The sequence below is a fragment of the Streptomyces sp. NRRL WC-3742 genome (genome assembly GCF_000720635.1).
Classification (GTDB): Bacteria; Actinomycetota; Actinomycetes; order Streptomycetales; family Streptomycetaceae; genus Kitasatospora.
In genome coordinates this window covers 1-14,281 of the sequence record NZ_JOCF01000061.1, presented here as the reverse complement: position 1 = coordinate 14,281, position 14,281 = coordinate 1, and the positions used below count along the sequence as shown (strand labels likewise).

Annotated in this window: 8 protein-coding genes; 7 read left to right on the top strand and 1 reads right to left on the bottom strand. The window is 74.5% G+C overall.

Annotated features, from left to right (window positions below; all coding sequences use genetic code 11):
- Positions 1-66: 66 nt before the first annotated feature.
- Positions 67-3,210 carry an AfsR/SARP family transcriptional regulator gene (locus tag IH61_RS0129085; protein ID WP_051838286.1) on the bottom strand — a complete coding sequence of 1,048 codons (3,144 nt, stop codon included), beginning with the start codon at positions 3,208-3,210 and terminating at the stop codon, positions 67-69.
- A 512-nt stretch (positions 3,211-3,722) separates the two neighbouring features.
- Here IH61_RS0129085 and IH61_RS0129080 point away from each other — a divergent pair.
- From IH61_RS0129080 to IH61_RS0129050, 7 genes are read left to right on the top strand one after another with little or no spacing between them, the layout of a single operon-like run.
- Positions 3,723-4,994 (top strand): hypothetical protein, encoded by a 1,272-nt coding sequence (locus IH61_RS0129080; protein WP_051838283.1) that lies wholly within the window; start codon positions 3,723-3,725, stop codon positions 4,992-4,994.
- 58 nt (positions 4,995-5,052) lie between these two features.
- The gene (locus tag IH61_RS0129075) at positions 5,053-5,904 is read left to right on the top strand and encodes a hypothetical protein (RefSeq protein ID WP_158845388.1); all 852 of its coding nucleotides are present in this window, start codon (positions 5,053-5,055) and stop codon (positions 5,902-5,904) included.
- A gap of 56 nt (positions 5,905-5,960) precedes the next feature.
- The gene (locus tag IH61_RS0129070) at positions 5,961-6,260 is read left to right on the top strand and encodes an acyl carrier protein (protein WP_031075184.1); all 300 of its coding nucleotides are present in this window, start codon (positions 5,961-5,963) and stop codon (positions 6,258-6,260) included.
- On the top strand, positions 6,257-10,621 hold the full coding sequence (locus IH61_RS41625; RefSeq protein WP_037973509.1) for a non-ribosomal peptide synthetase: 4,365 nt from the start codon (positions 6,257-6,259) through the stop codon (positions 10,619-10,621). The genes IH61_RS0129070 and IH61_RS41625 overlap by 4 nt, the downstream gene beginning before the upstream one ends.
- 7 nt (positions 10,622-10,628) lie before the next feature.
- Positions 10,629-11,843: a hypothetical protein gene (locus tag IH61_RS0129060; RefSeq protein ID WP_031075181.1), complete on the top strand. Its 1,215-nt coding sequence runs from the start codon at positions 10,629-10,631 to the stop codon at positions 11,841-11,843.
- A 33-nt stretch (positions 11,844-11,876) separates the two neighbouring features.
- Entirely contained in the window at positions 11,877-12,950 is a 1,074-nt protein-coding gene (locus tag IH61_RS0129055; RefSeq protein ID WP_051838280.1) for an SAM-dependent methyltransferase, read from the top strand.
- Positions 12,950-14,263: an MFS transporter gene (locus IH61_RS0129050; RefSeq protein WP_031075171.1), complete on the top strand. Its 1,314-nt coding sequence runs from the start codon at positions 12,950-12,952 to the stop codon at positions 14,261-14,263. The genes IH61_RS0129055 and IH61_RS0129050 overlap by 1 nt, the downstream gene beginning before the upstream one ends.
- Positions 14,264-14,281: the final 18 nt, after the last annotated feature.

The window sequence follows — 14,281 nt, the reverse complement described above, 5'->3', positions numbered from 1 at the left end:
CTGCCGTGCGTCCCGTCCCCGACGAGGTCCGCACTTGCCCGTCTCGAGACACTACACCCCACAGGATCAGGCGGGTTCGCCGTGGAGCATGATGCGGCGGCCGAAGAGTTCGTCCTTGAGGCGGTCGGCCTCGGGGGCGGCGATGTCGGCCAGGAGGTGTTGGGCGACGGCGAGTTCGGCGAGGGCGGCGGTGGGGTCGCCGGTGGCGCCGTGGACGTCGGCGAGGGCGAAGCGGGTCTTGCCGTGCCAGAGGGCGGAGCCGAGGTCGGAGAAGATGGCGGCGGCGGCCTCGAGTTGGGTGCGGGCGGCGGAGTGGGTGCCGGCGGCGAGGGCGATGGAGCCGAGGGAGTAGAGGGACTGGGCTTCGACGGTGCGTTCGCCGACCTGCTTGGCGAGGGTGACGGCCTGGAGGAAGACGGCTTCGGCCTGGGTGGTGCGGCCTTCGCCCCAGTGGACGAGGCCGAGGCCGTAGAGGGCGTGGGATTCGCCGATGCGGTCGTTGGACTTGCGGACGAGGCGCAGGACCCAGTTGAACGCCTGGTTGGCGAGTTCGAGGGTGTCGGTCTTGAGGTAGAGCTCGCCGAGGCGGTAGATGACCTGGGCCTCGACGCGCAGGCAGCCGGTCTCGCGGCAGATGGCGAGGGCGGAGTTGAGCATCTCGCGGGCGGTGTCGTACTCGGCGGCGTCCATGCGGATCTTGGCGATGCTGCACAGGACGTGTGCCTCGCCGATCTTGTCGCCGAGTTCGCGCAGGTCGGCGAGGACGGCGGTGTACTTGTCCATCATGGCCTCGTGGTCGCCGCGCAGCCGGTCGACGAAGGCCATGTTGCGCAGGACGAGGGCGGCGCCGTGGCGTTCGCCGTCCCGGGTGAAGGCGTCGAGGGCGGGCAGGAAGCAGCCGTCGGCTTCGGCGAGGCGCTTCTGGAACATGTGCAGGGTGCCGAGGGAGTAGCGCATGGCGGCCTGGCCGCGGATGTTGCCGGTGCGTTCGACGAGGGCGAGGGCGGTCTCGGAGGTCTCGCGCCAGTCGTCGAAGTAGCCCTTGGTCTCGAAGAGGGTGACGGAGGTGAGCGCGAGGTCCCAGCAGAGGTCGTCGAGGCCGAGGTCGGCGGCCTGGTGGACGGCGGCGACGAGGGCGCGGCGTTCGGTCTCCCACCAGGACATGGGGTTCCTGAGCAGTTCGGCGAGTTCGTCCTCGGGCAGGTGCCAGCGTTCGCCGGTGCCGTGCAGGACGGTGTAGTCGCCGCCGTACTCGCGCCGGTGGCACTCCTCGGCGAGGGTCATCCAGGCGGCGAGGACCCGGCGGAGCGCGGCGTCGCCGGAGTCCGCGGAACCGGGGTCGAAGTCGTGGTCGGCCTCGGCGAGGCGTTCGCGGGCGTAGATCTTGATGAGGTCGTGGAAGCGGTAGCGCGGGGCGTCCTCGCCGGGGAAGGTGAGCACGTCGAGGAGTTGGGCGTCGACGAGTTCCTCGACGATGTCCTCGGCGGCGGGAAGGTCGACGTCGAGGAGGGCGGCGGCGGTCCAGCCGGCGAAGTCGCTGGCGCGGGGCAGGGCGAAGAGCCGGAAGAGGCGTTGGGCGTCGGGGCCGAGGGCGCCGTAGGCGAGGGCGATGTTGGAGCGCAACTCCAGGCCGCCGTGGGCGAGTTCGTCGAGGCGGCCGGCTTCGGAGCGCAGCCGCTGGACGAGCCGGTTGATCCGCCAGTGGGGGCGGCAGGCGAGGCGGGCGCCGGCGATGCGCAGGGCGAGGGGCAGGCCCGCGCAGAAGTTGGCGAGTTCGACGGCGGCGGGCAGTTCCTTGGCGACGCGTTCGCGCCCGGCGATGCGCGAGAGCAGTTCGACGGACAGTTCCTCGGTGAAGAGGTCCAGGTTGACGCGGCGGATGCCGGGCAGGCCGCTGAGTCTGGAGCGGCTGGTGACGATCACCGCGCAGCTGCCGCTGCCGGGCATGAGGTCGCGCAGCAGCGGCTCGTCCGGGACGTCGTCGAGCACGACGAGCACCCGCTGTCCGGCGAGCCGGCTGCGGTAGAGGGCCTTGCGCTCCTCGAGGTCGTCGGGGACGGAGTGGCTGGCGACGCCGAGGGCCCGCAGGAAGCGGGCGAGGACGTGGGCGGCGCCGTCGCCGCCGGCGCCGTGGAGGTCGGCGTAGAGCTGCCCGTCGGGAAATACCGCGTGCAATTCGTGGGCAGCACGAATCGCCAGGCTGGACTTTCCGATCCCCCCCTTGCCGGTAATGCCGACGACGCGCACCGGGCAGGCGCCGGAGTTCTCCTGGACGGGCGTCTGGAGGTAGTCGCGGATCTCCTCGACGTGTTCCTCACGACCCGTGAAATCAGCTGTGTCGGTGGGCAATTGGTGAGGCGGCGGAACCGCCGCCTCGGCGGGCGGCAGTTCGGTCTCCTCGCCCGCGGACCGGTCCTCCGAGGGCCGTACGGCCACCGCGGCGGAAGGCGCGGCGGCGGGCGCCTCCAGCCGGGGATCGCCGTTGAGAATCGCCATTTCGAGTTCCTGGAGTTCACGGCCGGGCTCGATGCCCAGCTCGCTGACCAGGACGGATCGCATGCGGCGGAAGACGTCCAGGGCGTCCGCCTGCCGGCCCGCGCGGTAGAGGGCGAGCATCAGCGAGCCGTACAGCCGCTCGCGCAGCGGCTCCTGGGCGACCAGTTCGAACAGCGGGCCGATGATCTTGTCGTGCCGGCCGAGTTCCAGCTCGAGCCGGTAGGACTCCTCGGTGAGCGCGAGCCGCTGCTCGTTGAGCACGGTGGCCGCGCGCTGGGCGAGGTCGCTGGGGATGCCCATGAGGGCGGGGCCGCGCCACAGGTCGAGCGCCTCGGCGAAGCCCCGGGCGGCCTCGGTGGTACGGCCCTGGTCGGCGTGCATCCGGGCGGCTTCGCCGAGCCTGGCGAAGCGGTCGAGGTCCAGCTCACCCGCGGCGGCGGCCAGCAGGTAGCCGGAGGGTCGGGTGACGATGAGGTCGGCGCGGCCGGCGTCGGCGAGGACCCGGCGCAGCGCGGAGATGCAGATCTGGATCTGGGAGCGGGCGGTGGCGGGCGGCAGCTCGCCCCAGACGGCGTCGACGAGTTGGTCATTCGGCGTGACCCGGTTGGCATTCAGCGCCAGCATCGCGAGAACCACCTGCTGGCGCGGCCCACCGATGGACAGCTGCTGATCGCCGTCGACGATCTCCAGCGGCCCGAGCAGCCGAATTTCCATGCTATTCCCCCGTCACGTCGAAAGTTGCGCCGCAACAACCCGACGGCCATTATCCGCATGACCTCGTCACTCTCCGGTAAGGCGTCGTGCATTTGTGATCTGGCTCACAACTGGCCAGTACGGGTGGGGGGTTTACGAACTCCCCGACTTCCGGCACCGGCCGTCCGGACCGTGAGCGACCGGTGACACTGCGCGAGACCGCCAGGCCACGGGGCCGGACGGACCGGCGAACCGGCGCGCACCCGACCCGCGCCCGGCACGCGCCCGACGCGCCACCCGACGCGCACTTGCTGCCGTGCAGTTTGCTGACAACGGCCACCGATGGCCCCGGGTTCGTCCGGACCAGCAGAGTTCCAGGCATCAGCCGATCGGCACCCACCCCCGCGACCGCCGGTATGTCGCCATGCCCCGAACCCGAAAGCCGAGTTGCCCATGCCCATCGCAGCCCGACCGATCGCCCCGAACCCCAGCTGCCCGACCCGTCCCGTGGTGTCCGGCGACACCGGCTGGCAGTGAGCACCCTCACACGGGAGGCCACGCTCGACGACGAACTCGCGCAGTGGTGCCTCACCGGCACCGAGCGGACCTTCCCGTACCCCGCCCTGCTCGCCCACCTGCGCACCGTGGGCAAGCACTTCCTCGAACCCGCCCTGCTGGAGCGCCTCGCCGCCTGCCGCACCCGTCGCCTCCCGGCCGAGGACGGCACGAACGGCACGGACGGCATGAGCGGCTTCCTGAGCCGCTTCCTGGACGTCGTGCTCGACAAGTACGACGACCGCTACGACTACCCCAGCTACACCGCCCTGGAACTGCTGCGCCGCCCGCCCAGCGGCGACTGGCGCAAGCTGCGCCACCGCCGCGACCGACTCGTCCTGCTGCTCCTCGCCGACCTGGTCGACTTCGAGCGCAAGGCCCTGGAGGGCCACCCCGAGGACCCGGCCGAGATGCTCCCGGACGCCAGGGTGCTGGACAAGCGCCGCCGCCTGGCCGTCCGCGTCATGGAGCCGCCGGCCCTGCGGGTGCTCGCCCCGGGCACCGTCGACCCCGGCGCCGTGGCCGCCACCCCCGGGCGCACCTGCCCGGGCGCGCTCGCCGACGCCGTCCGGTCCACGCTGACCGGGGACGAGCGGCTGCTGCTGAGCGCCAGCCTCCAGCCGGTGTACGTGCTGCACGACGAGTACCTGTTCCTGCGGGTGCTGCAGTCCTTCGAGGCGACGTTCACCTTCATGTCCGGCGCGCTCGCCTTCGCCGTACGGCAGTTGCACGGCGAGGAGCCCGGCGAGGCGGCCCCGGCCGTCGCGGCGGTGGCGGACGTGCTCAAGGAGTCGCTGCCGCTGTTCTCGCTGCTGGCCACGATGCAGCCGGAGTCCTTCCGGATCTTCCGCCAGTTCACGGACGGCGCCAGCGCCATCCAGTCCGAGGGCTACAAGACCTTCGAGTCGCTCTGCTCCACCCCGCTGCGGGCCCGCCTGGACTCCGCCGCCTTCACCTCCGTGCCCCGGGTGCGCGCCGCCGTACTGGAGGGACGGGAGACGGTGCAGGGCACCTGGCACGACGTGGCCGCCTCCGGCTGGCTCAAGGAGGCCGACGCCACCGCCGTACGGGCGGCCGCCACCCAGCTGGAGTCGGTGCACCAGCGCTGGAAGCAGACCCACTACCGGCTGGCCGTCCGCATGATCGGCGAGCGCACCGGTACGGGCTCCACGGACGGCGTGCCGTACCTGGAGGCGGTCATCGCCAACCGGCTGTTCCCCTCGCTGGTCCGCGAGACCACCGCCGCCTGAACGCGCGCCGCCCGAGCGCGCGGCAGGCCCAACCCACCACGACGGAGACCCCGAACCGATGAGCAAGCGATCAGCGACGGGACGGCCCGGAGCCGCCCGGCAGTCCATGAACCCGGAGGAGGACGAGCGGCTGCTCGTCTACGAGTACGACCGCGGCAGCAACTACGAGGAGGACACCCGCCTCACCACCGCCCTGTCCGCCCTGCTGCCCGAGGACCAGCTCGTCCACCCGGACCAGCGGCTCTTCCAGACCGTGCACCTGATCACCGAGTACGCCTGGTGCGAGATGCACTTCGAGATGCGCCGCGCCATCGACCTGCTGCGCGCCGGCGACCACCTGATGGCCGCCCAGGTGCTGGAGCGGGCCGCCGACGTCGGCGACATCCCGCTGACCGTGCTCACCGTGCTGGTCGAGCACCTCCCGCAGCGCAGCCTGCTGATGATGCGGGCGACCTTCCCGGAGAACACCACGGGCCTGGACTCCCCCGGCGCCCGCAACCTGCGCCGCGCCGCCGTGCCGCTGTGGCAGGAGTTCATGGACGCCCTGCACCGGCTCGGCCTCACCGCCGAGGACCTCGTCGAGTCCCAGGGCCGTCTCGACACCCCCTCCGAGAAGGAGCGCCCGGCGGCCGAACTCGCCCTGGTCCGCAAGGCGATGCTCCGCCTGGACGGCGCCGTCGTCTACTGGAAGCAGCGCCATCTGCGGATGGTGTGGAGCCAGCTCGGCGGCCACCCCGAGTCCCGCCACGGCATCGACGAGGCCGAGTGCCCCGGCATGCCGACCAGCCTGCGCGGCCAGTCCATCACCGCCCTGCGCGCCATGGCCGAGCGCACGCTCTTCCCCTCGCTGTGGGACTCCGTCGACGCCACGTACCGCAGGGCCGTGCCGGTGGGAGGGACCTCCTGGTGAACCCCTGGCGACCGCTCCCCCTCGACCTGACCCGTGCGGAAGGAACCCACCCGCTCATGACCCCGACCACCGCCCCGCTCGGCGCCGTCCGCGACGCCTGGGCCACCGTCCTCGGCCACCGGGACTTCGGCGACGACGAGAACTTCAACCGCGTCGGCGGCCACTCCGGCGCCGCGCTGCGGATCAGCAAGATCCTGCGCACCGAGCTGGGCCGGCCCGTCCCGATCAAGCTGCTCTTCGCCCACCCGACCGTCCGCGGCCAGGCCAAGGCGATCGCCGGGACCGAGGCGCCGCAGACCACCGAGACCGCCCCGGCGACCGGGACCGCCCCGACCATCGAGACGGCCCGGGCATGACCGCCTCCGTCGCCCAGCTGGAGATCTGGCTCGCCGATCAGGTCGAGCCGGACTCCGGCCGGTACAACATCCCCCTGGCCCTGGAGTTCGACGGCCCGGTCGACGCCGCCGCCCTGCGCGGCGCGCTGACCGACCTGCTGCGCCGCCACCCCGCCCTGGCCACCCGCTTCGAGGCCCTCGGCGGCGAGCTGTGCCAGGTGCCCGAGCCGGGCGCCGCCGTGCCGCTGGGCGTCATCGCCCGCCCCGGTCCGTACGAGCGCGAGGCGGCGCTACGGGAGGGCGCCGCCTCGGCCGCCCGTCCGCTCGACCCGGGCACCGCCCCGCTGCTGCGCGCCGACCTGCTCGCCCACCCGGACGGCGCCCTGCTGGTGCTGACGGTCCACCACATCGTCGCGGACGGCGACTCGATCGGCGTCCTCACCGAGGACCTGCTCGCCTCCTACCGCGCCCACCTGGCCGGCACCGCCCTGCCGCCCGAGCCGGCCCTCGCCGCCCCGACCGCCCCCGCCGACGGGCCCTGCCCGCACTGGGACGCCCTGATCGGCGACGACCCGGTCGTCCTCGCGCCGCTGCCCGACCTCGTCCGCCCGGACGGCGGCACGGCCGGCGCGCCCGGCTGGATCGAGCGCAGGCTGCCCGCCGAGCGCCTCGCCGCCGTACGCGAACTCGCCGTACGCACCGGCACCTCCAGCGCGACGGTGCTGCTCACCGCGTGGAGCCTGCTGCTGCACGCCTGGTCCGGCGAGTCCGAGGGCGTCCTCGGCATGCCCTTCGCCGGGCGCGACGAGCACGGCGCCGAGCACGCCGTGGGCCTGTTCACCCGCGTCCTTCCCGTGCGCAGCGACTACCGGCCCGAGCGCGGTTTCGACGCCCAGGCGGCGCTGCTGCGCGAGCAGGTGCTCGGCTCGATGGAAGCCCTGGCGGACCACGGCGCCCCCGCCGGCGGGCCCGGCTACGCCACCGTCTTCCTGCACCACCCGGCGGGCCGCCGCGAGTGGCGCGTCGCCGGTGTGACGGTCCGTCAGTTCGACCTGGAGGGCGGCTCCGCCAAGTACGACCTCGGCCTCGCCGCCGTCGAGCTGGACGAGGGCGCGGGCGAGGAGCTGCTGCTGCGCATCGACCACGACTGCGGGCTGTACACCCCGGCCACCGCCGCCCTGATGCTCGACCAGCTGGACGCGCTGCTCGCCGCCGCCTGCCGCGCCGACGCGCCCTGCCTCGACCTGCTCGCGGGCCTGGCCCCGGCGCCGGCGGAGACCCGGGCCCTCGAGAAGGCCGGAACCACCGTCCCCGCCCTCGTCCTCGCGCAGGCCGAGCGCGCCCCCGAGGCGATCGCCGTCCTGCACAACGGCGAACAGCTCACCTACCGCCAACTCACCGAGAACGCCGCCCGGTTGGCGCACTGGCTGCGTGTCCAGGGCGTGCGCACCGACGACCTCGTCGCCCTGCTGCTGCGCCCCGGCATCCCCACCGTCACCGCGATGCTCGCCGTCGCCATGGCCGGCGCCGCCTACCTGCCGCTGGACCCGGCCTACCCGGACGCCCAGCTCGCCCTCGTCCTCGACGACGCCCGCCCGGCGCTGGTGCTCACCGAGGACGGCGAGCAGGAGCGGGTGCGCGCCGCCGGACGCCCCGTGCACGCCCTGCCGGAGGCCGTCCGCGCCGCCCGCTGCCTGCCCGCCGCGCCGCCCGTCACCTCGGCCGGACCGGACACCCTGTTCAACGTCCTGTACACCTCCGGCTCCACCGGCAAGCCCAAGGGCGTGCTGCTGCACCACGGCGGTGTGCTGCGGATGATGCACCGGCCCGAGTTCGTGCCGATGGGCCCGGACGACACCGTCTCGCACCTGTCGCCGCTCAACTTCGACGGCGCCACCTACGAGATCTGGGGCGCGCTCACCCACGGCGCCCGGCTCGTCGTCCTGGACAAGGAACTCGTCCTCGCCCCGACCGAACTGCGCGCGGCCGTACGGGAGTTCTCCGTCACCACGCTGCTGGTCACCACCCCGCTGCTCAACCGCGTCATCGAGGACGCGCCGGACCTGCTGCAGTCCCTGCGCCGGGTGTACTTCGGCGGCGAGCTGATCTCCGTCCCCCACATCCGCAAGGCGCTGCGCTGGTGCCGCCCCGGCACCCTGCTGCACAGCTACGGGCCCACCGAGAACTCCTTCACCTCCTCCTGGTACCCGATCGAGGAGGTCCCCGAGGGCGCCCGCACCCTGCCCATCGGCGGCCCGGTGCCGCACACCCGGCTGCACGTGGTGCTGGAGGGCACCCTCACCCCCGCCCCGCCGTACGTGCCGGGCGAGCTGCTGCTCGGCGGCGCCGGGGTGGCCCGCGGCTACCTGGGCGACCCGCTGCGCACCGCCGAGCGCTTCGTCCCGGACCCGTTCGGCGGCGAGCCGGGCGGCCGCCTGTACCGCACCGGCGACCGGGTGCGCTGGGCGGCCGACGGCCAGCTGGAGTTCATCGGCCGCGCCGACAACCAGGTGAAGATCCGCAGCCAGCGGGTCGAGCTGGGCGAGGTCGAGGCCGCGCTGCGCGCCCAGCCCGAGGTGCGCGCCGGGTTCGTCACGGCCCGGATCAACGGGCGCGGCGAGAAGGAGATCGTCGGCTACGCGGTGCTCGAACGCCCCGCCACCGTCGAGGAGTTGCTCGGACGCCTCGCCTCCGTGCTGCCCCGCTTCGCCGTCCCCTCCCACCTGCTGCTGCTGGACGAGCTGCCGCTCACCCCGAACGGCAAGATCGACCGCCGCAGGCTGCCCGTCCCGGGCACCACCGCCCCGGGCACCACCGCCCCGGCCGCCGCACCTGCCCCCGTCGCCCGCGCGAACCAGGAGGCGGCGCAGGACGGCGACGCCCTCGCCGCCGTCACCCGCGTCTGGCAGGAGCTGCTGGACGGCCGCCCGTTCGGCCCCGACAGCAACTTCTTCGACGTCGGCGGCCACTCGCTGATCCTGGTCAAGCTCCGCGACGGCCTCCACCGCGCCACCGGCGTCAAGCCCGGCGTCGCCGACCTGCTGCGCCACACCACCCCCCGCGCCCAGGCCCGCCTCCTCGGCGGCGAGACCACCACGCAGTCGGCCCCCACCCGGGCACGCCGCAGGGCGACGGACGAGGACGCCATCGCCGTCATCGGCATGGGCGCCCGGTTCGCCGGAGCCCCCGACCTCGCCGCCTACTGGGAGAACCTGCGCGCCGGCCGCGACTGCTTCACCCAGGGCGAGGGCCCCGTCGTCACCGAACTCCCCGACGGCACCCGCACGGTGGCCCGGCTGGGCCTGATGGCGGACGGCCTCGGCTTCGACGCCGACCTGCTCGGCTTCGCCCCCGAGGACGTCGCCCACGGCGACCCCCAGCAGGGCGTCCTGCACGAGGTGCTCTGGTCCGCCGTCGAGGACGCCTCGCTGCGGCTGAGCGACATCGCCCACGGCACCAGCCTGTACGTCGGCTGCCCGCGCTTCGTCCAGAACGACGGCGAGGCCCGCGTCGACGACGTGGTCAACTCCGACCCGACGTTCGTCGCCTCCCGCTTCGCCTACCTGCACGACCTGTGGGGCGAGGCCCTCCTGCTGGACACCGCCTGCTCCACGGGCCTGTACGCCGTCCACCTCGCCGCCCGCTCCCTGCTGCGCGGCGAGAGCGACTACGCCCTGGCCGGGGCCGTCTCCCTCGCCGAGTCGGACGGCACCTACCGCTACCGCCCCGGCTTCCTGTACGCCGAGGACGGCCACTGCCGGCCCTTCGACCGCCGGGCCACCGGCACCGTCGGCGGCTTCGGCGCCGGCGCCGTCCTGCTGCGCCGCCTCGCCGACGCCGAGCGCGACGGGGACCCGGTGTACGCGGTGATCCCCGGCAGCGCCGTCAACAACGACGGTGTGGCCAGGGTCGGTTACTCCGCCCCCGGGGTGGAGGGCCAGGCCCGGGTGATCCGCGAGGCCCTCGCCGCCGCCGGGCTCACCGGAACCGACCTCGGGTACCTGGAGGCGCACGGCACCGGCACCCGCCTGGGCGACGCCATCGAGGCCACCGCCCTCGGCGAGGCCCTCGGCACCACCGGGCCGCAGGTCGCGATCGGCTCCGTCAAGGCGTCCATCGGGCACTGCAACACCGCCGCCGGGATCGCCGGCCTGATCAAGGCCGTCCTCGCCGTCCACCACGGCTACCTGCCCGCGACCCCGGGCGTCACCGAGCCGATCGAGGAGCTCACCCGGCACGGCGACCGCTTCTCCCTGCTCACCGAGGGCCGCCCCTGGCCCGAGGGCCTGCCGCGCACCGCCGGGGTCAGCTCCTTCGGCGTCGGCGGCACCAACGCCCACGTGGTGGTCAGCCGCCACCAGCCCGCACCGGAAAGGGTGTGACACCCCCATGACCACCCCCATGACCGACGCACCCCGCGTGCTCGCCCTCTCCGCCCGCGACGGCCGCGCCCTCGCCGAGGCCCGCCACCGCCTCGCCGACCACCTGGAGCGCGAAGGCGCCCTCGACCCGGACGACGTGGCCGCCACCCTGCACCTGGGCCGGGAGCGCTTCGCCGCCCGGCACGCCGCCGTCGGGCGCACCACCGCCGAACTCGCCGCCGCCCTGCGCGCCGAGACCCCGGCCGAGACCCCGTCGGCCACGCCCGGGACGGCACCGGCCGTCGAGCTGCACCTCGGGGCACTGGCCGAGGCCGCAGCGCCAGAACTCCCGCAGGTCACCGAGGCGTTGGCCCTCGCCGACAGCCTCGGCGCGGGCCCCGCCGGACGGGCCGTCGCCCTCCAGTACGGCCTGGCCGCCTGGCTGATCGCCCGGGGCGTGGTGCCCCGCGAGATCCACGGCACCGGTACGGGAGCGCTCGCCGCCGACGCCCTGCTCGGCCGCACCGCCCTCGCCGACGCCCTGCGCGCCCAGCCCCCGGCCGTCGAAGCCCCGGACCGCACCCCCCTGACCGTCGAACTCACCGACCCCGTCACCGGAGCCACCGAACGGCTGCCCCTCGGCGACGGCGCCCACCTGCTCGCCCACCTGTGGCGCAGCGGACTGGACGTCGACACCACCCTCGGCCGCCCCGGCCGCCGGGTGCGCCTGCCCGGCTACCCGTTCCGCCGCTCCGCCGACGGGCCCACGAGCTCCGCCGCCCGGGGCCTGCGCCCGCTCACCCCGCACGAGCAGCGCTGGCTCTTCCACGACCTGGTGCGCTCCTCCAGCTCCGCCGAGCACAACACCCGCGCCAGCGCCGTACGCCCGGGCCCGGCGCCCCGACCCTCCACCGTCGCCGAGGCGTTCAGCACCCTCCAGCAGCGCCACCCGGAGCTGCGCACCGCCTTCACCCAGCAGGGCGGCCGCTGGTTCGCCCGCACCGCCCCGACCCCGGCGGCCGTCACCGCGCCGGACCCGTCCCGCACCGCCGAGGCGGTGGCCGCCGCGCCGTTCGAGCTGCGCGACGCCCCGTTGGTGCGCTGCGTGCTCGACCCCGCCCCCGACGGCTCCTGGACGCTCGCGCTCGCCGCGTACGAGCCGGTCGCCGGCCCGGAGGCCGTCGAGGCGCTGCTCACCGAACTGCTCGACCTGTGCGGCGCACCCACCCCCGTCGCCGCCTGAAACCCGCCTGAACCCACCGAGAGGACACGAGACATGACCGCCATCCAGGACCACCTGACCACGGCCGCCGAGATCCCGGCCGACTGGCACGGCGCCGCCCCCGCCCCGATCGGCGTCGACCAGGCGTTCAACGGCTTCGTCGCCGCGGGCATCGTCAACGCCCTCGACCGCCTCGGCGCCTTCGACCGGCTGCTCGCCGACACCGCCCTGGACGTCCCCGCCTTCGTCCGCGCCGCCGGGCCGGGCGCCCGCGAGCGGGTCATCCGCGAGGTGCTGCGCGCCGCCGCCACCTGCGGCTGGGTGCGGCTGCTGAACGGCGGCGACACCGTCGTCCTCACCCCGGCCGGTGAGGAGATCGCGCGGATGCGCGGCTACTTCACCTGGGGCGTCGGCGGCTACCACGACATCATCGGCCGCGCCCACCTGCTGGCCAACGGCGAGGGCACCTTCGGCGTCGACGTGCTGCGCGACGAGGCGATGGTCGCCCTCGGCTCCGGCCAGAACGACCGCAACTTCATGGCCGGCACCCTCGACGACGTCCTCGCCGAGGTCGACTTCGGCACCATCGCCGACCTGGGCTCGGGCATCTCCGCCCGCGTCAGCCGCGTCGTCGGCCAGCGCCCGGGCACCCGGGGCCTGGGCCTGGACATCAGCGGCCCGGCCACCGACCTCGCCCAGCGCACCATCGCCGACGCGGGCCTGACCGACCGCGTCCAGGCCGTCCGCACCGACGTGCTGGACGTCTGCCACCGCGAGGCCCACCGCGAGGCCCTCGCCGAGGTCGACACCGTGATGAGCTTCTTCCTGCTGCACGACCTGCTGGCCGACGAGACCACCCGCCCGCAGATCTTCACCCGCCTGCGCGAGGCGTTCCCCTCCGCCCGCACCTTCGTCCTCGGCGACACCATGCTGCGCCCGGACGCCGAGCACTCCACCACGCTGCCGGTCTTCTCCCTGGGCTTCGAGCTGGCGCACGCCCTGATGGGCGTCCCGCTGCACACCAAGGAGACGTACGAGGAGCTGTTCGCCGCGGCCGACCTGCGCCCGCGCAAGATCGTCCCGTTCGGCACCCCCCACTCGTGGCTGTACGTGCTGGAGGCGGTGTGATGTCCAACGCCGGGATCTCCAACCCCCTCGCCCTCTACCGGGAGTTCTCCCCCCGCACCCGGGCCGTGCTCGCCGTCAACGCCGTGAACTCCTTCGGCGGCGGGCTGGTCCTGCCCTTCCTGTGGATCTACCTCCAGCAGGTCCGCGGCCTGCCCGCCTGGGTCCCGGCCGTCACCCTCGCCGTCCAGGCCGCCACCGCCGTGGTCGGTGGCCTGGCCTGGGGTGCGCTGCTGGACCGGCTCGTCCAGCGCACCGTGGTCTTCCTGGTGATGGTGATCGCGGGCCTGGGCACCGCCCTGTACGCCTTCGCCACCGGCGCCGTGAGCGCGCTGGCCGCCGCCGTGGTCTACGGCCTCGGCATCAGCGGCGTCGGCACCGTGCTGCGCTTCCTGTACGCCGGCGCGGCCTCGGCCCGCGAGCGCGGGCTGGCCTTCTCCGCCGACTACGCCGTCTTCAACGCGATGACGGGCCTCGGCGTGCTGGTCGGCGGCCTGGTCGCGGCCGGCGGCGGCGCCGGGCGCTTCACCGCCCTGTACCTGCTCGACGGCCTGACCTTCCTCGTCGCCGCCGGAGCCCTGCGGCTGCTGCTGCCCAGGGCGGGCTCCGAGGAGGGCGGTGACGGGGAGGCCAAGCCCTCCGGCGGCTACCGCGCGGTGTTCCGCGCCCGCCACCTCGGCGTGCTGCTGGCCACCCTGACGATGTGCTCGCTGGTCAGCTACGGCCAGTTCCGCTCGGGCCTGCCCGGCTACCTCACCGGGCACGGCGCGATCGGGCCCGAGGGCCTCTCCGGCGCCTTCGCGCTGAACATCGTCGTCGCCGTGCTCGCCCAGGTGCTGCTCGGCGAGCAGGTCCAGCGGCTGCGGCGCAGCACCGTGGTGGCCCTCAGCGGCGCCTGCTGGGCCGTCGCCTGGGCGCTGGTCGCGGTGGCCGGGATCGGGCACGGCGGCGGCGCGCTGACCGCCGCACTGGCCGGGGTGGTCATGCTCTCCCTCGGCGAGGCGCTGGTCTTCCCGGTGCTGACCGCCCTGCTCAACGACCTCGCCGCCGACGAGGTCCGCGGCCGGGTCAACGCCCTGCTGTCCGTCGCCGTCTCCACCGGCTCGGTGGCGGGCCCGGCCCTGGCCGGCGCCACCCTGCCCTGGGCCCGGGGGCTGCCGCTGATGGCCGTGCTGATCGTGGGCTGCCTGGCCGTCGCGGTGGTCTCCGTACGGCTGCGCGCCACCCTGAGCCCGGCCCTCGACCGGCCCGCCGCCGAGGAGCCCGCCGCCGAGGAGTCCGCCGCCGACCCCGCCCTCCTCGCGACCGCGAGCTGACCCCCGACACCCCACGAC

What these genes read in the sequence shown, in the direction of transcription:
- IH61_RS0129085 (WP_051838286.1), bottom strand. Translation starts at nt 3,210, where the DNA reads ATGGAAATTCGGCTGCTCGGGCCGCTGGAGATCGTCGACGGCGATCAG.
- IH61_RS0129075 (WP_158845388.1), top strand. Translation starts at nt 5,053, where the DNA reads ATGAGCAAGCGATCAGCGACGGGACGGCCCGGAGCCGCCCGGCAGTCC.
- IH61_RS0129070 (WP_031075184.1), top strand. Translation starts at nt 5,961, where the DNA reads ATGACCCCGACCACCGCCCCGCTCGGCGCCGTCCGCGACGCCTGGGCC.
- IH61_RS41625 (WP_037973509.1), top strand. Translation starts at nt 6,257, where the DNA reads ATGACCGCCTCCGTCGCCCAGCTGGAGATCTGGCTCGCCGATCAGGTC.
- IH61_RS0129060 (WP_031075181.1), top strand. Translation starts at nt 10,629, where the DNA reads ATGACCACCCCCATGACCGACGCACCCCGCGTGCTCGCCCTCTCCGCC.
- IH61_RS0129055 (WP_051838280.1), top strand. Translation starts at nt 11,877, where the DNA reads ATGACCGCCATCCAGGACCACCTGACCACGGCCGCCGAGATCCCGGCC.
- IH61_RS0129050 (WP_031075171.1), top strand. Translation starts at nt 12,950, where the DNA reads ATGTCCAACGCCGGGATCTCCAACCCCCTCGCCCTCTACCGGGAGTTC.